Origin of the sequence: Paenibacillus aurantius (assembly GCF_032268605.1) — a bacterium.
GTDB classification, from domain to species: Bacteria; Bacillota; Bacilli; order Paenibacillales; family NBRC-103111; genus Paenibacillus_AO; species Paenibacillus_AO aurantius.
On sequence record NZ_CP130318.1, the window covers coordinates 3,509,503 to 3,529,718 of the forward strand.

Annotated in this window: 24 protein-coding genes and 1 tRNA gene; 3 read left to right on the forward strand and 22 right to left on the reverse strand. The window is 56.5% G+C overall.

All coding sequences use genetic code 11. From position 1 onward, the window contains the following. Window positions 1–19: 19 nt before the first annotated feature. Both MJA45_RS15640 and MJA45_RS15645 read right to left on the reverse strand, forming a co-directional pair. Window positions 20–364: a YojF family protein gene (locus MJA45_RS15640; RefSeq protein WP_315602848.1), complete on the reverse strand. Its 345-nt coding sequence runs from the start codon at window positions 362–364 to the stop codon at window positions 20–22. Window positions 365–426: 62 nt separating this feature from the next. Further along, window positions 427–993: a CGNR zinc finger domain-containing protein gene (locus MJA45_RS15645; protein WP_315602849.1), complete on the reverse strand. Its 567-nt coding sequence runs from the start codon at window positions 991–993 to the stop codon at window positions 427–429. A gap of 218 nt (window positions 994–1,211) precedes the next feature. Between MJA45_RS15645 and MJA45_RS15650 the strand changes: the two genes are divergently transcribed. Further along, the gene (locus MJA45_RS15650; protein WP_315602850.1) at window positions 1,212–1,712 is read left to right on the forward strand and encodes a DinB family protein; all 501 of its coding nucleotides are present in this window, start codon (window positions 1,212–1,214) and stop codon (window positions 1,710–1,712) included. A gap of 74 nt (window positions 1,713–1,786) precedes the next feature. On the opposite strand, the gene MJA45_RS15655 is transcribed toward MJA45_RS15650, so the two are convergent. From MJA45_RS15655 to MJA45_RS15665, 3 genes are all read right to left on the reverse strand, one after another. Beyond that, a tRNA-Gln gene (locus MJA45_RS15655) sits at window positions 1,787–1,861 on the reverse strand. Window positions 1,862–1,992: 131 nt separating this feature from the next. Then, entirely contained in the window at window positions 1,993–2,595 is a 603-nt protein-coding gene (locus MJA45_RS15660; protein ID WP_315602851.1) for a thymidine kinase, read from the reverse strand. A gap of 18 nt (window positions 2,596–2,613) precedes the next feature. Continuing rightward, window positions 2,614–4,497, reverse strand: coding sequence for an LTA synthase family protein (locus tag MJA45_RS15665; protein WP_315602852.1), 1,884 nt, complete (start codon window positions 4,495–4,497; stop codon window positions 2,614–2,616). A 160-nt stretch (window positions 4,498–4,657) separates the two neighbouring features. Here MJA45_RS15665 and MJA45_RS15670 point away from each other — a divergent pair, with 160 nt between their 5' ends. Next, window positions 4,658–4,828: a hypothetical protein gene (locus MJA45_RS15670; RefSeq protein WP_315602853.1), complete on the forward strand. Its 171-nt coding sequence runs from the start codon at window positions 4,658–4,660 to the stop codon at window positions 4,826–4,828. 220 nt (window positions 4,829–5,048) lie between these two features. Here MJA45_RS15670 and MJA45_RS15675 read toward each other — a convergent pair whose 3' ends face one another. Together MJA45_RS15675 and MJA45_RS15680 are read right to left on the reverse strand one after the other, a co-directional pair. Next, the gene (locus tag MJA45_RS15675; RefSeq protein ID WP_315602854.1) at window positions 5,049–5,696 is read right to left on the reverse strand and encodes a C-terminal helicase domain-containing protein; all 648 of its coding nucleotides are present in this window, start codon (window positions 5,694–5,696) and stop codon (window positions 5,049–5,051) included. A 181-nt stretch (window positions 5,697–5,877) separates the two neighbouring features. Next, window positions 5,878–6,192, reverse strand: a complete 315-nt coding sequence (locus MJA45_RS15680; protein ID WP_315602855.1) for a hypothetical protein — start codon at window positions 6,190–6,192, stop codon at window positions 5,878–5,880. Between the two features lie 114 nt (window positions 6,193–6,306). On the opposite strand from MJA45_RS15680, the gene MJA45_RS15685 reads away from it, so the two are divergent. Continuing rightward, the gene (locus MJA45_RS15685; protein WP_315602856.1) at window positions 6,307–7,062 is read left to right on the forward strand and encodes an EcsC family protein; all 756 of its coding nucleotides are present in this window, start codon (window positions 6,307–6,309) and stop codon (window positions 7,060–7,062) included. A gap of 66 nt (window positions 7,063–7,128) precedes the next feature. On the opposite strand, the gene ytxJ is transcribed toward MJA45_RS15685, so the two are convergent. From ytxJ to MJA45_RS15760, 15 genes are all read right to left on the reverse strand, one after another. Then, the gene (gene ytxJ / locus MJA45_RS15690) at window positions 7,129–7,470 is read right to left on the reverse strand and encodes a bacillithiol system redox-active protein YtxJ (protein ID WP_315602857.1); all 342 of its coding nucleotides are present in this window, start codon (window positions 7,468–7,470) and stop codon (window positions 7,129–7,131) included. Between the two features lie 15 nt (window positions 7,471–7,485). Further along, window positions 7,486–7,983 carry a metallophosphoesterase family protein gene (locus tag MJA45_RS15695; protein ID WP_315602858.1) on the reverse strand — a complete coding sequence of 166 codons (498 nt, stop codon included), beginning with the start codon at window positions 7,981–7,983 and terminating at the stop codon, window positions 7,486–7,488. A 155-nt stretch (window positions 7,984–8,138) separates the two neighbouring features. Continuing rightward, a complete protein-coding gene (locus tag MJA45_RS15700; protein ID WP_315602859.1) occupies window positions 8,139–8,408 on the reverse strand; it encodes a hypothetical protein in 270 nt (89 codons plus the stop codon). A 152-nt stretch (window positions 8,409–8,560) separates the two neighbouring features. Then, window positions 8,561–8,848 carry a hypothetical protein gene (locus MJA45_RS15705; RefSeq protein WP_315602860.1) on the reverse strand — a complete coding sequence of 96 codons (288 nt, stop codon included), beginning with the start codon at window positions 8,846–8,848 and terminating at the stop codon, window positions 8,561–8,563. A 100-nt stretch (window positions 8,849–8,948) separates the two neighbouring features. Further along, a complete protein-coding gene (locus tag MJA45_RS15710) occupies window positions 8,949–9,350 on the reverse strand; it encodes a hypothetical protein (RefSeq protein ID WP_315602861.1) in 402 nt (133 codons plus the stop codon). Window positions 9,351–9,385: 35 nt separating this feature from the next. Continuing rightward, on the reverse strand, window positions 9,386–10,354 hold the full coding sequence (locus MJA45_RS15715) for an ROK family protein (protein ID WP_315602862.1): 969 nt from the start codon (window positions 10,352–10,354) through the stop codon (window positions 9,386–9,388). Then, window positions 10,351–10,986 (reverse strand): D-sedoheptulose-7-phosphate isomerase, encoded by a 636-nt coding sequence (locus tag MJA45_RS15720; RefSeq protein WP_315602863.1) that lies wholly within the window; start codon window positions 10,984–10,986, stop codon window positions 10,351–10,353. Before MJA45_RS15720 ends, MJA45_RS15715 begins: the two co-directional genes overlap by 4 nt. A gap of 19 nt (window positions 10,987–11,005) precedes the next feature. Further along, window positions 11,006–11,806 carry a DeoR/GlpR family DNA-binding transcription regulator gene (locus MJA45_RS15725; RefSeq protein ID WP_315602864.1) on the reverse strand — a complete coding sequence of 267 codons (801 nt, stop codon included), beginning with the start codon at window positions 11,804–11,806 and terminating at the stop codon, window positions 11,006–11,008. A gap of 66 nt (window positions 11,807–11,872) precedes the next feature. Then, window positions 11,873–13,165: a four-carbon acid sugar kinase family protein gene (locus MJA45_RS15730; protein WP_315602865.1), complete on the reverse strand. Its 1,293-nt coding sequence runs from the start codon at window positions 13,163–13,165 to the stop codon at window positions 11,873–11,875. Beyond that, window positions 13,162–13,824, reverse strand: coding sequence for a class II aldolase/adducin family protein (locus tag MJA45_RS15735; protein WP_315602866.1), 663 nt, complete (start codon window positions 13,822–13,824; stop codon window positions 13,162–13,164). Before MJA45_RS15735 ends, MJA45_RS15730 begins: the two co-directional genes overlap by 4 nt. Before the next feature lie 28 nt (window positions 13,825–13,852). Further along, entirely contained in the window at window positions 13,853–16,288 is a 2,436-nt protein-coding gene (locus tag MJA45_RS15740; RefSeq protein ID WP_315602867.1) for an alpha-mannosidase, read from the reverse strand. A 50-nt stretch (window positions 16,289–16,338) separates the two neighbouring features. Continuing rightward, a complete protein-coding gene (locus tag MJA45_RS15745) occupies window positions 16,339–17,064 on the reverse strand; it encodes an MBL fold metallo-hydrolase (protein ID WP_315602868.1) in 726 nt (241 codons plus the stop codon). Window positions 17,065–17,115: 51 nt separating this feature from the next. Beyond that, on the reverse strand, window positions 17,116–18,036 hold the full coding sequence (locus tag MJA45_RS15750) for a class II fructose-bisphosphate aldolase (RefSeq protein ID WP_315602869.1): 921 nt from the start codon (window positions 18,034–18,036) through the stop codon (window positions 17,116–17,118). 23 nt (window positions 18,037–18,059) lie between these two features. Continuing rightward, the gene (locus MJA45_RS15755; protein ID WP_315602870.1) at window positions 18,060–19,553 is read right to left on the reverse strand and encodes an FGGY-family carbohydrate kinase; all 1,494 of its coding nucleotides are present in this window, start codon (window positions 19,551–19,553) and stop codon (window positions 18,060–18,062) included. After that, window positions 19,550–20,215 carry an aspartate/glutamate racemase family protein gene (locus MJA45_RS15760; protein WP_315602871.1) on the reverse strand — a complete coding sequence of 222 codons (666 nt, stop codon included), beginning with the start codon at window positions 20,213–20,215 and terminating at the stop codon, window positions 19,550–19,552. The genes MJA45_RS15755 and MJA45_RS15760 overlap by 4 nt, the downstream gene beginning before the upstream one ends. Window position 20,216 lies beyond the last annotated feature (1 nt).

Below are 20,216 nucleotides of genomic sequence, written 5' to 3' on the forward strand. Positions count from 1 at the left end.
TGGTTCTCTCTTTTCTGTTTTAGAATGGGTTGGGGCTCAGCTGAAGGGAGACAACCAGCTTCCCTGCGGCATCGTGCCCCGCGAGAATCAAATCGCCGCGGCGTGCTTCGTCCCAGTGGGTAAGGCCCTCGGAATAAACCCATCCCTGGGCGGTCTTAAGCCCGATCCGGTAAGGAGTTTTTCCGGAAATGGAACCGCGCGAATACCGGATCACGGCATTGGTCAGAAACGTCGCGGCCGGATGCCGGCTTTGGTCGAGATGAGCGGCATAGGCTCCTGTCGTCATCTCCAAATGAATATATAAATCGCGTTCCCGATGGTCATCGAGATAACGCTGCACTTCCTTCGGGTCAATCGGCTGCATATAGAATCCCCTTTAAATGTGAATTTCTTTCCGGTGCGTGGTCTAAGAAACGGCCGGATGCTTCAGCTCTCCGACTCTTCCTTACGGCGGGCCCGAAATCTCCGAACCTTCATCAGGTTGCCGCAGCACTTGTCATCGCAGTACCGCTTCGTCCGGCTGCGGGTAAAATCCGTGAACACCCACAGGCAGTCGGGGTTGGTGCAGATGCGGATGCGGGATTCCTCCCCGTTCCGGATCGTCTCGGCAAACGAAGCCGCGATGTCGGCCTTGATGTGCTTCCAGCCGGACTGTACGGGGACGGAAACCACCTGCCAGCCGCCTTCCCCGTTCTCCTCCAGCTTGCGGGTGTAAGCGGCCTTTTCCAGCACTTGATTGAGCTCCTTCATAATCCCTTCTTCCGGCTTCTTTCCATCGGCCATCCGAAGGGCCTGTCTTCTTAGAAGCTCCCTAAGCGATTTCAGGTCAGCAAGCTCCTCGGGAAGGGGATAGGCCAGCTGGCCGTACCCTTGATCCCGGGCAAAGGCAAGAACATAATCCGGCTGGTCGAGCCGATCCGCCGACTTTCCCGAGCCCCTCCAATCATGCCAGTCGCTGTTCAAAAAATCAATCCACAGTCTCTCCATGCTCATCCCCCGCTGTCCCCATTCCGCTCTCCCGAAAAGTAACCTCCTTATTTCTAATAAGATGGTTACAAACGTTCTCTTTACTTTAATAATAGCATATCGGCCGGTCCTTCCTCTAATCAACCGGGCCCCCTCCCCCCTGCTCCTCCAGAAAGGAAAAATTTTGTGGACGTAACGTTCTTTATCGTTTAAGATGGTTACAACCAAACCAAGGAGGCGGAATGATGAACGAACCGAGTAAGTTTGCCCGTGTCATTCTGGAGCAGTTTACTTCAACATGGGATAAGGATGAATGGGTCGTCCCGCTAAGAAGAGCTCTAGAAGGAGTAAGCGCCAAGGAAGCGGCTTGGGTTCCTCCCGGCAGCGGCAACACCATCTGGCAGACCGTGAATCACATGAGCTTCTACAATGAGCGGATTTTGGGCCGGCTGACCGGAGGCGCCCTTCCGGAAACCGACACCAACACCCAGACGTTTGGTGAGCCGGGGAACCCGGAGGATGAAGCCGGCTGGAAGGAAACGACGGCCAGAGCCTTCGAGCTTGCCGGCAAGATCCGGGAGGCCCTCACCACCGTCACGGAGGAGCAGCTGGAAACCATTATCGGAGAGGGTTACACCTTGCGGGATTCCCTGACCTACTGGGTTACGCATGATTCCTTCCATGGCGGTCAAATCGTGCTCCTCCGCAAGCTCCAGAATCATTGGCCGGAGACCATCTGGCCTTAACCGTCGACGGGCGGCAGACATAAGAGAACGCCAAAAATCCCCGCCTGGCCCAGGCGGGGATTGGTCTGTTCGGATGGCTGGGGATCAAGGATTCGAACCTTGGCATGACGGAGTCAAAGTCCGTTGCCTTACCGCTTGGCTAATCCCCAATAAGAATCGTAAAGAGCTGGGTGGTGAATCACGGCCATAGCCCCAACGCTCTGCCTCTAGTATGTCCCCTCAGGGAGGAGCTTCATTCCTCCATTAGCAAAAATTTTGCAGACCGGATCCCGCTGCCCATTCACGGGGCATCGGTTCCTTCCCGGAACACCTCGTTATAACAACGGCGGCACACCGGCTTGTAGTCCTCGTTGCCCCCGATTTGGATCTGCTGTCCTACCTGCACCGGCCGGTCGTCCACATACCGGATGACCATGGTGGCCTTGCGGTCGCAAAACCAGCAGATCGTTTTGATTTCCTCGATCTTGTCGGCTTGAACGAGGAGATTGTAGCTCCCTTCAAAAAGCTCATTGCGGAAATCGTTCTTCAATCCGAAGGCCATCACCGGAATGTTCAATTCATCCACTACTCGGGTCAGCTCCAGCACATGATGCTTCTTAAGAAACTGGGCTTCGTCCACCAGCACGCAGTAAATCCGTTTGGGCTCCGCTGCGGCGATCCTCGCTTTCACGCTTTCAAACAGATCCGTCTGATCGTCCACCGGATAGGCCGCCCTCTTGAACCCAACGCGGGACCCCACCAGCTCGGCCCCTCCCCTTGCGCTGATCGACGGGGAATAGATCAGCACCGGCTTGCCCTGCTCCTCGTAATTGTGGGCCACCTTAATAATTTCAAAAGATTTGCCGCTGTTCATCGTTCCGTATTTAAAATAAAGCTGTGCCACCTGAATTCTCCTCCAATGTTAGTCCTGTTGATTAGCGGAGCTGCCGGACGGGCTTCGAAGCGGCAGCCCGTTCACGTATTGATCGGATAGCTCTAGCAGCTCCAGAGCCTTCCGGTATTCCTCCTGGGTGGGCGGATCGCTTTGCTCATCGGCGTAAGGAAGAGGGAAGGTCGTTCCGTCCTCGAAGCCTTTTCCCGGGATAAAAATTGCGGTGCCGGTAAAGAAAGAGCCGGAAGGCAAATAATACCGCTGGGGCAGCAGATTGGACGTAGAGTTGAGCAAATCCTGCCCAAAATAAGGATGACCTTCAAGTGAGATTCCAGATAGATTCGCAATCGTCGGCATAAAATCCACCTGACCGCCCAGCTGGGGCCATTGCTTCGGCCCGGTCACGCCAGGGGCCTGAATGATAAGCGGAATGTTCATCATATCAGAGTACCCGTATTCCCTTCCCGTCATTTCTTTGAGAAGGGCTTTGTCCGTCTTGGTCATGGAATACAAGGGAAGCCCGAGATGATCCCCATATACAAAGAGGACGCTGTTGTCCCAGAGCCCCTGCTTCTTCAGCTCCTCGATAAACGTGCCGATCGCGTAATCGGCATAGTTTTGCGAGACGAGGTATTCCTCCACGAAGGATCCGTGGTACCGCTCAGGCAGGGTAATCCGCTTCTTCTCCTCCGGGAGATTGAACGGATGGTGGGCCGACATCGAAATCACCTGGGCGTAGAACGGTTTTCCTTCGGCCTTCAGCCGGCCCAGCTCCTCCGCCGTCTTTCGGTACAGAACCTCGTCCGACGCTCCGAAGTGAACCGTGTCTTCTTCACCGAAGAAGGCCTTGTCGTAATAGCGGTCAAACCCTAACGCTTGATACAGCTCTCCCCGGTTCCAGAAAATCACGTCATTCGTATGAAACGTTAACGCCTGGTAGCCCTTCTCCCGGAAGAGACGGGGCAAGCTGGGCAGCTCGCGATCGGCATACTCCAGCGCAGCGGCATCGAGAGGCGGAATGAAGAAGGAAGTATTGACCACGAACTCCGCATCCGACGTGTTCCCCTGGCCAACCTGTTGATAAACATGAGGAAAGTAGAAGCTTTCTCCCATGAGCTTGTTCATGACCGGCGTAATCTCCTGGCCGTCAATCTTAAGTCCGAGAAGGAAATTCTGGAAAGACTCCAGCTGGAGGACGATGACGTTCCGCCCCTTCGCGGCCTCCCAATACTGCTCCGGCCTGGCGGTTTCCTCCCCCTTGAAAGCCATAACGGCTTCCGGCGTGAGCTCCTCGTTCCCGTCAAGGAAGTTCCAATTTTTGCGGGTATCAAACAGGGCGAACACTTCGTAGTTGAGAATGCCCATCTGCTGGGTTTGCTTGAGCTCATTCATGCTATAACGATTGGGCCAGATAAGGGCGAAGCAAGCAAGAAGCGAAAGGAGCAGAACTCCCGCTGGCCCTCTCCTCCATCGTTCGGTCCGATGAGCCATTTCCCAGCTCCGCCTACGGCTCCCGGCCAGGTAGAGGACGATCATCACGACCAAATCGGCATAGACGAGCAGGTAATAAGGATGCATCAGAGAGGTGACGCTGCCCTTGACCTGAGTGAGCTGGTTCGCCATCTGGAGAGCGTGGTAGGTCACGATCACGCCGTAGTATTTATAGTACATGATGGCGGCAAAATAAACGGACGTCAGCAGCAGACTGACCCACCAGTAATTCAGCAGCTTACGGCGGGAGGAAAGCCACTCCACCAGTCCGAAGGCGGCCCAAACCGGAGGAATCCCCGTCACGAGAGGCATCCAGGCATCCTGAAAGCCGAAAAGAACGAAGGAAGCCAAATAAATTTTGAGAAGCATAAGAACGGTAAAAAACACAAAAGGGCTTTTCCAGGCCGTCCGGACCCGAGGCATGACTCTCCCTCCTTTCGGGTGACTCCCCAGATTTTACAAAACATTAACTTTAACTATAATACGATGCACGGCAAGGTTCAATGGAAATCCAGGGAATAGCCCTCCCCCGCCTGTGGTTATAGTAAAGACTGTTCCCATTTCCCTGTTTAGGAGGCGGAAGATGAGCGACTTTTTCAACGATACGACAAATACGGCGGCAGGAATCAACACTCCTCCGGACCATCAAGACCAGGCCGTGACCGATCCGGTCGCCGACGCGGTAGCCGAAATCATCGACAACCTGACGGCTGCGTTTACCGGCGTCGAGAACGAGGAAGACCAGAAGCTTTAGTACGGCTGATAGCCGATCGGGTTTCGCCGAGCGGCTTTTTCCCGGTCGCCGCTCTTACGCGAAGGCATTCGTGCGGGACGGGACTAGCCTCTTCTCAACAAAAGGACCTGCAGATCCACGGTTATGTGGAGGCTGAGGTCCTTTTTGGTACTCATTCGATTAGTACACGAAAGTGGAAAGGGAGGCACACTTACGGCGGAGACGCCTTACGGCTAATAGATCAGGCTGTCGTGCCTGCGCCCAGAATCGAGGCCTTTTCCCTCATGCATTCCTGGAATTCGAACTCGTCAATGCAATCCCGGGTCATCAAATAATAGAGAGAAGCTTCCGTATGATGGGAAGTCTGCCGGGTCACCCGGTGATTCCGCTGCATCATATCGGAATAGCGGATGGGGTAATCGTAATGGACCAGATGATTGGCCGCGGTCAGGTCCAGGCCGGCATTCACCGTATCGGTCAAGATCAGGACCGGCGATGCAGGGCTTTTGGTAAAACGGTCGTTCATTTGGTTGACCTGGTGGATGGATAGATCGCCATGAATATGTAAGGTGCGGTTCGGGTTTTCCTCCTCTTTCAGCTCAGTCAATAGCTCCAGAGCGACCGCACTGGAGCGGGTGACAATCAGAAGCTTCTCCTTGGCCGTCTCGACCTCGCGAATAATGGACTTCAACGCCTCCAGCTTCCCCGGATTGCGGTTGCACAGAAGCGCCATTTTGTCCTTGGTGGACATGATTTGCTTCTTCTCCTCAATCGAGGATGCCCGGCTGTTCCTCTCGGACGCGCTGAAATACTCTTTCATGAGCTGATGATAGTCGGTTTCTAAACCGGGCTCCAAGGAGACGACGATCGGGTTCTCCGTTACCTTCATGCTGTGTCATCCTTCCGTTGGTTATTAGCTTATCATTTCCATATTATTCGTTACAAATGACCGGGGTAGGACCGTCTCCGGCACCTTTCCAGCATTTGGCGTCAGCCTTGACCGGACGGGGCCGCCCAGCGAGGCGCTGAGGACCCCCGCCGCTCTGACGTTTCATTTGTCTGAAGGTCACTTAGGGAGTGCTTCCGCAGCGGCTTACGATAGTGATTTTATCCGCCCGGTTCTCACTCCGGTTGTTCACCCATATTTTCACATGATCTCCCTCAGTCAGCTCGGCGGCGCACTTGGCATCCTTCCGGCTGAAACCGATGATGGTATTCTCCGTAAGGTGAATAGTGACGGCGGACTCGTTCGTTTGCAGATCAAGCGTTGCTTCCTGAACGTTTCGGGCCGTCCCTTCATAATCCGCCTGGGTGCGGCTGAAATAGAACAGCGAGACAAAAGCGGCCGGGATCAAAAGGGCAAGAAGGACAATGATTCTTTTCATCGGGGGGACTCCTTGATCATGATGCGCTTGATTATACCACAAGAACCGGCCAATATTTAAGACATAGAGAGTTGAACCTCAATAATGCAACGAAGACGTAAGGGGGAAATCCGCATGACCTATGAGAAGAAAGTAGCCCTAGAGCTGCAAAGCTGGGAAGCTTCGCTCCACAAGCCGCCCGGTATGCTCGAGAAAACATCCAAAACGATCAGCGGCCGAATCAACCGGATCGTTCCGGTTAAGGTGCACCAGGCCCTCACGGCGGCCGTTCAGGGCATTGTCCGGACCGTCCTCGCCGGCGCCCAGCTGACCCCAAAGGGAAAAGTATTGGTCGGCCTGTCGTTGGAGGAACGCGACCGCAGGGCTGGGAAGCTCATCTCCGATTTCCAAAAGATAGCCGCTGCGGAAGGGGCCGGTACGGGCGCCGGCGGGTGGGTGCTCGGACTTGTGGATTTCCCGGCCCTCCTCGCTATCAAGATGAAATTTCTTTTTGAACTGGCTCACCTCTACGGGTACGACACCTCCGATGTGCGGGAACGGCTTTTTCTGCTTCACGTGTTTCAGCTTGCCTTCTCGGGGCAGAACCACCGTATCCGTGTTTACCGGACGATTAAAGAGTGGGATGCTTACGTAAAGACGCTCCCTCCCGGGGACCGCTACCTGCAGACCATCGATTGGACGGCCCTTCAGCAGGAGTACCGGGACTCCATCGATCTCCGCAAGCTGCTCCAGCTGGTTCCCGGTCTGGGGGCCATAGTCGGCGCCTGGGCGAATTTCAGCTTCCTGGACGAGCTGGGCGAAACGGGGAGAAATGCCTTCCGCATGAGGATTCTGACCCAGGATTCCACCGGTCTCTCCCCGATCGAATAGCTGGCTAACAACTGTAAAGCCGAAAGAACGCCGTCTGCTGGGAAGCAGGACGGCGTTCCATCGGGATTATTTTAGAACCGCATTTATGTGTTCAGAGGTAATGGACCAGTGGGACGTGTTCCAGTAGGATTCCTTGTTCTTCAAATAGATGATCTGGGGAGAAGCATGGGTGATGCCCGTATCGGCGGCGATTTGGTTCGAGACCGGACGCGACTCGATCACCTTAACCAGAAGATATTCAATTTCCCCGTCCGCCTCTTTTGCCAGAAACTCGTCGTATTCCTTCAGGGCGTTAAAGCTGACAGGACAGGACGTGCTGTGCTTCAGGATAACAACTCCGTGCTCTGCCGAACGTTCGCGGGCCTCCTGCCATTCTTCCAGCGTAGTGATTTCCTTCCATTTGGCCATGTTGGTTTCCCCTCTCTAGGATTTATCGGTATAGAAATAATGCTCGGCCGTAAGGGTGTCTCCCAGTTCCAGAATACCATAAGAGAAGGCCGGCTGCCTTCGCTTGTCGGTAGGCGATCCCGGATTGAACATCAGCACTCCTTGGTCGACGGCTTTATAGGGGACATGGGAATGTCCGAAGATAATGACGTCGGGCGGATCCTCGGAAAAAGCGGCTCTCGCCCGTTCTTCGGTTGTCCGGCCGTATCCGTCGCCATGAATGAGGCCGATACGGTAACCGGCCAGCTCCAGAACCTTCCGCCGGCCAAACCGCCGGTAAATGTCTTCTCCGTCGTTATTCCCCATAACGGCATCCAGCGGAGCCAGCTCTTCCAGCATGGCGATCACATCCGGGGAGGTGAAATCACCGGCATGAAGAATCCGATCGACCCCTTTCAGCCCGGCAACCAAGGCCGCGGGAAGCCCTTTGGCACGGGACGGCATATGGGTATCCGAGACGACTCCTATTCTCAATGCGTCTCCTCCTGTCGATTTCGATTCGAACGGGAACAGGAGCCCCCATTTGGTACCATTATAATGGCTGCGCCTGCCCGTTTCAATTTTACCGGCATGGCGTCACGCCCTTGCGGGTGCATGGCGGCTCGAACACTACCTGGAGGGGAACCCTTCTATTCCTCTTTTTTGCTGCCGCCCTCGCCTTCTTCTTCCTCTTCTTCTTCTTCCTCCTCTTCCTCTCCTTCTTCCTCGTCCCCATCCTCCAGATCGAAGTCAATATTCACGACCACCGTATAATGCTGATCGTCGTGCTTGACAATATGAGTGACCTCAATGAATTCGGAACGAAACGCGGATTCCGCCTCTTCCACCAGCTGCTGCAGCCCTTCGCTTAACGTGACCTCGTCATCCAGCTTCAATTCGGTAAAATACTGCTTGATCATTAGGATCATCCTTTCGGGGTTATGGGTATCCTCCTATAGCTTGAACGAAAGAACCGAATCCCAAACCCCGCCAAACAACAAAAAGAGGACCGGCCGGTGATCCGGCGGCCCGGAGAAGATTCGTTTACCCTAAGAAGCGGAAGAGTCGGAGATTACACAAACGCCCTCGAGGTAAGGATGATGACAAGAAGAATATAAAGCACCAGAATAACCCCGATCGAGCCGCCCCAGCCGCCGCCGGTATAGCAGGGAGTCACGGCGGAGGTGTAGACTTGATGATGATGATAATGATGCATTTCCATCGGGTACATTTCCGCAGGAGAAACGGCCATAGGTGCCGGCATGTTCATGTTCGGCATATAGGCAGAAGGGGATACCTGCGGAGCAGGCGTATTGGCAAGAGGGGATATCGACGCCGGAAGCGTCATCGGTTTTGGCATTCCGTAATTTTCCATATCTTGATCTCTCCCTTGATTGTCATAGACTGATGTGTACACACCATATCCTATGTCAAACGCGGAAGGGCGCCTGTGTGCTTACCTATTCTGCGGGAAATGGGCATCCGGCTCTGTAAATTACCAAAGCCTGTACAAATACCCTATACTCGTCTTCCGACCAAACCTTCTGAGCTTCCGCCAGTTGGAAATGCAGGCTGCGTCCGGCGAACAGCTCCGCCCCTACCCGGACGAGCTGCTTAAGTCCCGCCGGGAGACTCCCGACGGCAGCGGATTCCCCTCTCCGGTCAAGCACCGGATCAAACGGCCCCCAATACCAGCTGAGCGGGTTGCTCCCTGTTTTCCCCTCTGGAACCGAACCGTATACAGCCGGTAAGGAGACGAGATAGCAGGCGGCCGAGAACGCCCCGTCATCGGCATCATACTGCTCCGTCAATTGAGAATAAAGCGCTTGATGCGCTTCCGGGTTCTTATCTGTGAAATACATGGGGTGTCCTCCTTATCGTTCATTCCTTAACCATCTTAACCATTAAGGACGTTAAGAGCAACCGATAAGCAGGCAAGATCCCCGATACTCTCTTGCAAGGCGGCTGGAACCACCTCACAGACCGCCGTCGAATGAGACAAGGCTTCCCGGCGAAGCTCCTCCAGCGCGACCGGTTCCAGCAGATTCTGCTGCCGCCCGTAAATGCTGCCGATCACGATTCTCTCCGGATTCAGAATGTCCACCAGAAGGGCAAGTCCCCGGCCGAGCTGACGGCCTACGATACGGAAAACCTCCAGAGCCATTACGTCCCCCTGCTGGGCGGCTTGTCCCACCTTCAGCGTGGTAATGGCGTCCAGTTCTTCCTTCGTCGGACAAAAAAGCGGCCCGGGCCCTCCGGCCAGCTTCGTCTCGGCCATCGAACGCGCCAGCTTCGCGATTCCTCCTCCGCTGCAGAAGCCTTCGAATGAGCCGGCCTTGCCGAAGCCCACGGGCCCGTCTTCCGCCAGACGCATGTGCCCTACCTCACCGGCCATATCATTCGTGCCGGAGTACAGGCGGCCGTCCAGAATCAGCCCGGCTCCCATGCCGGTACCGAATGTCAGGAAAATGACGTTGCTAAAGCCCTTGCCCGCTCCCCACTTCCACTCGGCCAAGGCCCCGGCATTGGCATCGTTCTGAACGGCAACGGGGACACCGAAGCGTTCCTTCAACGGAGTGATGACATCGATGTCATCCCAGCCCGGAAGATTCGGAGGGGACAGGACGCGTCCCCTCCGGCTGTCGAGCGGGCCTCCGCAGGAGATGCCGATCGAGGCGAAGCGTTCCACGCCGTGCTGCAGGGCCAGTGTTTCCAAGCCTTGGATGAAGCTCTGCATGGCCAACTCGGGAGTGGAGGGAGTGGGATACGCTTGTTTACCGATCACCGTAACCCCATCACTCGTCAGCCTTCCCAGGCAGACCGCGCATTTGGTTCCTCCAATATCGATACCCGCCAAGATGGTCATGATTCGAAAAACTCCTCCTCTACTGCGATGCAGATGGCATGATAGATAGGAAGGTGGCGCTCTTGAACATCCGGTGTGCTGTCATAAGGTACGCAGATCGTCGTGTCGCAGATTTCCTTCATCCGGCCGCCATGGCCTCCGGTCATGCCTATCGTAGCGGCTCCTAAGCTTCGCGCTACCTGGAGCGCCTTCACCACATTGGAGGAATTGCCGGAGGTGCTGATCCCGATGACCGTATCCACAGGCCGGGCGTACCCGAACACCTGCTGCGCAAAAACCATATCCGGTGCTACGTCGTTCGCAAAGGCCGTGGCGAGCGCCGTGTGGCTGACAAGGGAAATCGCGGGCAAAGCCCCTTGAAGGTTATCGGCAAGCGCTTCGCCTTCACCGGGGAAAGCGTCCTCCAGCTTCTCCCGCATGTCTGCTCCAACCGGTCTTTTCAGCATGAAGCCCTTCATCAGTTCTCCGACGATATGCTCGCTATCCGCGGCACTTCCCCCGTTCCCACAGACAAGCACCATCCCGCCGCGGCGGTAAGTATGGATGATGGTGTCCGCCGCTTTTTGGATATCGGACAAACAAACGTCCAGCTCCGGATAGTTGCGGACCAGCTTCGTCCAAACGTTATCCATTCCTCTACCCCCTTGCCTATTATTCGGCCATTTCATTCTTCTTGACCGGAACGGCCACTACCGTCACTCCGAAACTCTCAATCTCTCTTAGAATCTCGGGATCCGTCAAATCACTGGTAATGAGAATATCCACGTCGGCAAAGCTGCTGAAGGAAAGCAGCGCCTGACGATGGAATTTGCTGTGGTCCGCCAGAATCACGACCTTCTGTCCTGTAGAGATCATGGCACGCTTGATCTCCGCTTCATAAAGATCGGAAGAGGTGAACCCTTTCTTCATGGAGATGCCGGAGGTGCCCAGAAACACGTAGTGGGCATTGTACTTCTGCATCTCCACCTCGGCCTGAGGGCCCACGAGGCTCATGGATTTCTTGATCAGCTTCCCGCCGATCAGGTAAATGGAGGCTTCATCGGATGTGCTGCATTCCTCCGCTATATTTAATCCGTTGGTAATAATCATGAGCTGCGGGATCGGTTTCAGATGCCGGGCCGCACACCACGTTGTCGAGCCCGAATCGAGGATAACGATTTGCCCCTCCCCTACCAGCTCCGCCGCTTTGCGGCCAATGGCATCCTTCTCTTCAAAATGCTCGAATTGCCGCTGCTTGAGCGGGGGGATCTGGGTCATCGCGACTTGAAGCTCGTCCGCAAGGATGGCTCCTCCGTAATTTTTGACGATCAAACCTTCTTCTTCCAAGCGGTTCAGATCCCGGCGGATCGTTTCCTCGGAAACTTGGAATTCTTTGACGAGATCCGAAACCTTGACACTGCGCTCTTGAAACAAAATTTCTTTGATTTTGTTGCGCCTTTGGACGACAATCATGTAATCTCCCCCCTTCCTGCAAGATAAATGCGGGATTAACCTGGTTGCTAACCAGTATATCCTATATCAATTCGACTTTAAATGCGCGTAAGCCTGCTTGAAAAAGTCCGGTTTACCGAAACTTCCCGATTTCAAGACTAGCAAAAGCGGAGAACCGCCTGTTAAGGAAAGACAGGAGGGAAGACCGGGCTCGATCTCCTTCCATACCCTCATTCCCCGGATGCCGAGACGGGCGCACAGGGAGGCGGACGTATCTCCTCCCGCCACCAGGAGGCGGGTCTGTCCGGTCCGGGCCAGAACTTGCGCCGTCACCTCGGCCAGGGAAGTGGACACCAGGCGCGAAACATCGGCTGAGGAAAGCCCTCTCCCGGCCCCTTCCGCTTTGGTAAGGGCTACTTCCTGCGGCTCGTTCGCGGAGTACAGCAGCACATCCCGGCCGGTCAGCAGGTCCGAAACGATGGCTTCGGTCAACCAGGCGATCAATTCCTCCCGGTGAAGCCGGTCGAACAGCTTCCTGGTATCCAGCTTGTAGGACGGATTGCCTTCCTTCTGAAGAAAGGCAATCTGCTCCGCCGTTTGGGGCATGAGGCTTCCGGCTGTGCAAAGAATCCCTGTCTCTTTCCGCATCGGTGCCGGTTCGAATGTCTGCTCACCCTCCTGCCGGCCGGAAACCGCAAGCCTCTTAGCCAGCTCCTCGGCCAGGGCCGAGCTTCCAGCCAAGACCCTTTCATCCTCCACCGCTTCGGCAATAACCTCCAGCGACTGCTGATTCTCCACATCGAGAATGAGATAAGAGCACTGACTCCGCATCCGGCCGATTTCCTCCCGAAGGGCGACAGGTCCTTTGCGTATGGTCTCATATGAAAGGACCGCCACCTTTCGGCGGGTCTGCGCCTGGAGAATCTCCGCCAGATTCGATTGGGTCATCGGATGCATGGGATCGTTCCGGAACTCGGAGTCTTCCAGCTTCCGCCCCCGCACATAATGGATACCATCGATCGTGGTTCTTCCGTTTTTGGGAAAGCCGAGCACCACTACCGCGAAGTCCTCCCCAAGCGCATCCAGCATGGCGTCGAACTCGGCTCCGATATTGCCGCGGAAAACGGAACAGGTCTTGTTGTAGAACCGGGTGCAGCCGGCCTGTTCCAGCTCTTTGACAGCCTGGTAGACAAGCTCGTAAGCCGTCTTCCCCGGCAAGAAGCGGGAATCGGTATCGAGCACGAGAACATCCGGGTGAGAGGCCATTACCAAAGGCTCTAGGCCATTGTACGAGTAAACGTCCGTCACCAGGCCGGCCTTGGCATACATGATGCCGATATCATTGGCCCCCGTTACGTCATCAGCCGCTATGCCGATCATGACGTCCACTTCCTTTTGGGTTTGTAGCCGGCGTTATCGAGAAAATCGCGGACGGTTTCTCCGGGGAGCGGAGTGAGCGGTATGCCGCAGCCTTTGGCCGTCAAGAGCATGCGGCAGGCCATTTCCAGCGTCTGCAGAGCCATTCTTGCTTCCGGAATGCTCGAATCATAGACGAGCACCCCGTGATTCTCCAGCAGAAGGATATCCGCTTCCCGCGCCATTTCCCGAACGGCTTCACCCAAAGCTTCGGAGCCGGGATGATGATACGCTACCCTCGCGGTTTTCTCGAGATAATACATGGTTTCCACGAACAGATCCGACGGGACTTGGGCCGCCGAACAGGCGAACAGCGTACTGTAAAAAGGGGAGGCATGAAGCACGGCATGAATGTCCGGCCGCGCTTCATAAACCGCCCTGTGCATCGGCTGCTCCTTAGAAGGCTTACGGGCGCCGGGGAGAGTCGCCCCCCCGTGGAAGGAGCACTCGACAAGATCGTCCTCCCCCAGCTCGCCGAGAAAGGTGCCGCTTGCCGAAATGACGTACCGGTCTTCCCCTGTCCGGGCGCTGATGTTCCCCGCGTTTCCCCACGCCAGCTCATGGTCCATCATATAGCGGCCGACTTCCCTCAGCTGCCGGACGGCCTCTTCCTTCTTCAGCATAGGATCTTCCTCCTTCCTGATCTCTCTCTTACCACTCCAGCAGATTGGTTTCCGTTACGGTGAGGCCAAGATTCTTAGGAATGCGGAAGGTCTTGATTTCGCAAGGTCCGAAGTCCGCTTCGATCGTCCGGTTCCACTTGGGAAGGCGAATGACGGCTTTCGTCGCGATCTTGCTTGTCTCGTAGCAGCGAAGAATGAGGTCATCATTGTCCTCGGCCTGCTTAAGCGCGCTCATGATGATGTTGTCTTGGTCGATGGACAGGAAAGAGTCCGTTTGCGGCAGCTCACCTTCATGATAAGTCTCGATAATGACCGTCGGACGCTGATTCAGCTCCGCCGCCCGTTTCACGGTCCCTGCCGTTTCCCAGCCGCCTTCATGCGGAAAAAGGGAATAGTTCAAATGCTGGATGCCTTGGTCAATGAAGGAATAGTGACCGTCCGGGTCCGGAACCAGCGGATCGTGATGCGCATAAATAGGGCTTCTTAGCACCGTCAGAGCGAGCTCCTTGTTGTGGATGCTGTAGCTGTATTTCGAATCGTTCATGAGGCTCAAGCCGTACACGGTGCCGCCTTCCCGGACAATCCCGGAATAATCGACCCAGGTTTGGCCCGGCTCTTCTTCCCCATTATGTTCGCGCTCGATATAACCGAACGGCTGCTCGTAGGACTGTCTGGTGAAGATCAGGTTAACCGGGAATACCAGCTTGAGCATCTTGAACTGTTCCCGCCAGTCGACGACGGCCTTCACGTCGATCTGGTCGAGCTCGCGGTACATCGTGAAGTCCTGAACGAGCCGGGACCGGCCGTATTCGCTCGTAACGCGGATGACGGATTTCACCGGACCATGCTCAACCAGCTTCACGCTGGTTGCCGTAAAGGCCCCGATAACGTTATTGAAATGGAACACGTTGTGGCTCCACGTATCCGTCTTGTCCTCGATGACGACCGGCTTGGCGCCGTCCCCGCGGAGCACCTCCGTGTTCACCTTCTTGTCGAACAGAGAGGAGATCCACCCTGTCTTCGGATCAAACTCAAGGCGGAACCGTTCGTTCTCCATCGAATAATCGTTGGCCTTGATGGCCGTGGCGGAAGGCTTCGTAGCCGCTGGATTTAAGGTCATCTTGTACACCCGGTACCCTAGGGGAGGCAGATCCGCCAGGAAGCTTACGCGGTATCGTCCATTGGACGTGGCAACGGGCTGGACGCGCTGGAAGGGGATAGCACGGCCTTCTTCGTCGACCAGCACATGCTCTTCCTTCAATCCGCCTACCTCCACCTCTACGTTGACCCGGCTTTGCCAGGAATGCGGGTTGAACACCACGAACGGCTTCATGCCCTCTTCCTGCTCAATTCCGATGTTCCACGAGAGGGACTGAACGGCGTAATTCAAGCCGCGGGACGCAATCGCCATCGCCTCGCCGTATTCATTGCGGGCATCCTCATATGCGGACTCAATGCTCGTTCCCGCCAGAATGTCATGGAACTGGTTGAACAGAATGTTCTTCCACGCCCGCCCGAAATCAACCGGATACGGCTGACCCGTGGTCCACTGGGCGACCGAGGAATATTTCTCGGCGGCGATCATGAGGTTCTCGGATTTGCGGTTCCACTGCTTTACCCCGGAGTGTGCCGCATAACAGCCGCTCGCGTGATGCTGCAGGTCGTCATGCACGACCGGGAACGGCAATTCGCGGCCTTCCACTTCCTCGAAGAACTGATTAGGCTGGGAGAAGACCAGTTCCGGCAGATCCGGATCGTTCTGCATCCGCCGGATGCTCTCCAGGTTCTCCTTCGTGGGCCCGCCGCCATGGTTGCCGACGCCATAGAAACACATCAGCTCGTCGAACGGCGCCTTCAGCTCGGTTGCGCAGCGGCGGACATGCTTCTCAAGATCCTTGCCCCATGTGCAGTACTCGAATAGGATCCGGAACGTAAGGACGCGGGAGCCGTCGTCGGATTCCCATTGGAACAGGCGGCCGGGCAGCCCTTTTTCATTCGGCATGGGACGCATCATTACGTAGTAATCCATTCCGCTCTTCTTCAGGATCTGCGGCATCATGCCAAAATGCCCGAAGCTGTCTACGTTGTACCCGACCTTAGCCGTGACTCCGAACTTCTCCTTGAAATAACGCTGCCCGTACAGGCCCTGGCGAACGAACGACTCCCCGCTCGGCAGATTGCAATCCGGCTGGATCCACCAACCCCCGACGATCTGCCAGCGGCCTTCGGCAATGCGCTCCTTGATCTCCTGGAACATGGCTGGGTCATTGTTCTCCACCCATTCGTAGCTCGCGGCCGAGCTCGAAGTGAAAAGGAAATCGTCACATTCCTTCATGCGGTCCAGCGCCGAACGGAAGGTCGCCTTCGTTTCCTGAAAGCCTTCCTGCCAGGGCCACAACCAGACGGGATCGAGGTGGGCGTTCCCGATCATGTGAAGCTTCGGTTTGTTGTTCTTTTGCGGCATGGTGGTGCTCCTCTCGAATCGATTGGTTATCTCTTTCTTCGTTTGATACGTCAGTAGCGGAACTTCAAGTGAAAGGACTTGAACCAAGGGTTGAAATACACCCCGAGCTGCTGGCGGGCCTCCTCCACCTTCGTTTTCGCGTCGAATACAAGGGTCGGCGGGATGTGACCGGTTGTCATCACGTCAAAATCCAACGTCAGCAAATGATCGAGCGACCGCTCCCAATCCTCAAGGGAGGAGCCGATCCGGGGATGGTACCCTCCCCAGAGGGTGTCCCCTGCTATCAGCAGTTTCATCCCGCCTACCTCCAGCCAAAAGGAGACGCAGCCCGGCGTATGACCCGGCGTATGATGGACGTGGATCTCATAGCCTCCGACCTCCAGCCGGTCGCCGTGCTCCAGCTTCACATCCGCTTTGACGGCCGGGAAGGTCTCATCGTACAAGAAAGCCGCCGTGCGAACCGGGTCTCCTTGCTCCACGGCATCGGCCGCGGCTTCATGAATGTAAAGCTTAGCGTCGCTCTCCTCTTTCAGCAGGGCCATGGCGGATAGATGATCCCAATGCGAATGGGTGGCAAGCACCCGGCGGATGTCGCCGGGCCGGTAGCCGAGCTCCTCCAAATTCTCTTTAAGCGCCGGATATCCCTTCGTGCTGCCGCAATCAATTAGCGTAGGGTCCTCTCCCGCTATAAAATAGGCGCTGGCATCCCAAGGATGGGACAGCTTGTCGCCCGAGATGACATAGAACCGGTCAAACAGCTTAACCGGCTTCCCCATGTTCCATCAACTCCTGCTTTCTTTGGTTAGATAACTTCAAGACCGGTCGATTTAGAAATCGAAGCGGTCCGCCATGTTCTTGCTTCCCAAAAAGTTCGTGATTTTGTCCAGAACCGTCGCTTCGACGGCGGCACGGCCCTTCTCCAGCTGGTCGGCCGGCAGGTTCCGGCATTCTTCGTTCGTCATCCGTTCCTCCCGTCCAAGGGAACCGAGAAAGGCAAGCTCCAAGTCTGTCGCAATGTTCACCTTGCTTACGCCGCCGCCCGGCAGCCGGATCGCCTTCGCCATCATGTCGGCCGGAACCCCGGATCCCCCATGCAGAACCAAATGAACCGGGGTGAGGGACCGGATCGCCTGCAGCCGTTCATAGTCGATTTTGGGCTGCTTCACCATGTAGACTCCATGCGCGGTCCCGCAGGATACGGCCAGGGCATCTACGTTCGTTTCCCTTACGAATTGCTCGGCTTCCTTCGGATCCGTATACAATTCCTCGTCTTTGTCCGTCTCCACGAAATCCGTCGTTCCGATCATGCCTAATTCCGCTTCGACGGAAACTCCCTTGGAGTGGGCGTAATCCGCTGCTTCCTTGGAATCGGCAATATTCGCCGCAAGCTCCTTCTCGGATGCATCGATCATAACGGAGGTGAAGCCAGCCTCGATAGCGTCGCGGATGACGGCCATGTCCTTCGTGTGGTCGAGATGAAGGACAACCGGAACCGTGATGTTCTCGGCTTCTATGCGGCTGTAGAACTCATCGGCAAACTCCTTCGGGGTAATGCCGTACCGAACCAGCTCCTTGCTGGAGATCTGAACGATCAGGGGAGAGTTCGCTTTCTGGCCGGCCCGCAGGACAGCCGCAATCATAGGGGTATAACGGGGAGAAAAGGAACCGAGGGCGTATCCCTCCTTCTCGGCCTGTTCCAACCCTTTCTTGAGGGTTATGACGTTGGCGGGTTTATTCTGCAATTTCATGCCGATCACTCCTTAAAGCTAGGTTAGTAAGTATGATAAAACTGACGAAGAGCCGGTTGCAGGGCTAGATACCCTTTTTCGTATAAGTCCAAATATTGCTTGTGCCTTTCGGGATCCGCCTTGTAACGGGTGAAGGCTTCCGGCTTCACAGCCGCTGCCGCTTCCCTCTCATCGGAATAGATTCCGCAGCCCGCCGCGGCGGTCAGCGAGGCTCCCAGCAGAGTGGCCTCCTCGATAGCGGGAACCTCCATGAGGCAGCCGGTCACATCGGCCTTGATCTGCATCCATCTCCGGTTTCGGGTTCCGCCTCCGACGGTTGTCATCCTTGTAAAGGGCGGGCAGCCGGTCTTTTCGGCCGACCGGCGGATGGCCTCCAGCTCATAAGCCGTTCCTTCCAGCGCGGCTTGGAGCAGATCCGCCTTTCCGTGGGCTTTCGTCAGCCCCACGAACGCCGCTCTTGCACCCGCGTCCGGCCAGGGGGCGCCGCTTCCCGACAAATAGGGGAAATACAGAATGCCGGTCGGCTCCTTCCTTCCGCTCTCCAGCAGACCCATCAGCTCTTGGTAAGAGAGGCCGTCATCCCCCAGCAGCCCCCTTAGCCATTCGACCGAGCCTCCGGACGCCGAGATTCCGCCCATCCAGAACCGCTGCCCCTGAACCGCGTGAAGGCCGTAGGAGAGGCCCGAATCATATTCCCGCTGGGAAAGCTCCGAATCCGGAAGAATGCCGACGAGCGTTTCCGCCGTACCGGCGGAGACATACATGTCGCCCTCCCGAACCGCACCGACCGCGAGAGCCGCACATACGTGATCGTGGCCGGCTATCGCTACAGGCGTCCCAGGAGGGAGCCCCGTTTCGGCCGATGCTCCGGAATGCACGCATCCCAGCCGGCTTCCGGCAGGAAGCGCCGCTGGAAAGAGGTCCGGATTCAGCCCGAAATGGCAAATCCAGGAGGAATCCCATTCCCGCTTGTTGATATCGAAAGCGAAGGTGCGGCCCGCGAGCGAATAATCCGTCGCCATCGTTCCCGTCAGCCGGAAAGCGGCATAGTCGGAGGCGGAGAGCCAGACGGCATGATTCAGAATGTCCGGATCCTGCTCCTTCAGCCAAAGCAGCTTAGCCAGGCCGTTTTTGTAGCTGCTGCGGAGGCCGGTGATTCGGAAACGCTCGTACGGGTCGGCTTCCTTCCCGATCCGCTCCGCCTGATCCATGGAGCGGGAATCGAACCAGGGAAGAAACGCCGTCTTGGCTGTCCCGGTCCGGGAATCGACGAGAAGCCCGCTTTCCGCCATAGAAGCGATCCCGATGGACTGAACGTCCTGGGTTCCCTCCCTCAGCACCTCACGGATGCAGGCGGCTGCGGTCTCCCATAATTCGCCGGGATCATAGAAATAACGGCCGAGGCCATCCTGCCGGGTACGCGTGGGCCGGGAGGCTATACGAACCGCCTTGCCGTCCTCCCGGAACACCCCCGCTTTGCAGTGGGTGGTTCCGATATCGATCCCGAGCAGGCTCATCGTACCGTCTTCTCCAACACCTGTTTGACTCTTTCCATTCCGGAGCGGGGACTGCTGAGAAACCGGGACCGGTCCTTCTCCGGCAGCTTCGATAGAACGCGGGCCATGGAAGCCTGGGCCAGCACGACCACGTCCGTATCGGCAGCCAGCTTAGCCAGGACGGCGGCCAGCTCCTCGTCATGTCCTTCCTTGTCCCCTTCCATAAGCTTGCGGTAGGCCGTTTCCGCCACAACGGGGACGAGCACGACCGGCTTGCCGGCTTCCTCCCCTTTGGCCTTGATCAGAGCCGTGGTCGGGGCAAGCGTCGTCGGCAAGGTAGCCGCCACCCCTACCCGGGTTCCCCGGCTGACCGCTTCCTCCGCCATGGCCTCGTCGATCCTCAGGACGGGAGCCTTCGAGCTCTTTGCCGCCCGGGCGGCAAGCTCTCCGACGGACGAGCAGGCGCTGAGAATGACATCGGCTCCGGCTTGTTCGGCAAATCGGGCGTAATGCAGCCAGCGTTCCGCTACATCTTCGACTTGGCCGCCATTAGCCGAGAGCTCCGGCAGGATGGAGTCGTCGACGAAGTTGATCACCTGAACGTCGCCGATCACCTCCGCCGCGAGGGTCTTCAAGGAATCCACCGTTACCGGTGTAGTATGAATGATAGCGAGCTTGGGCATG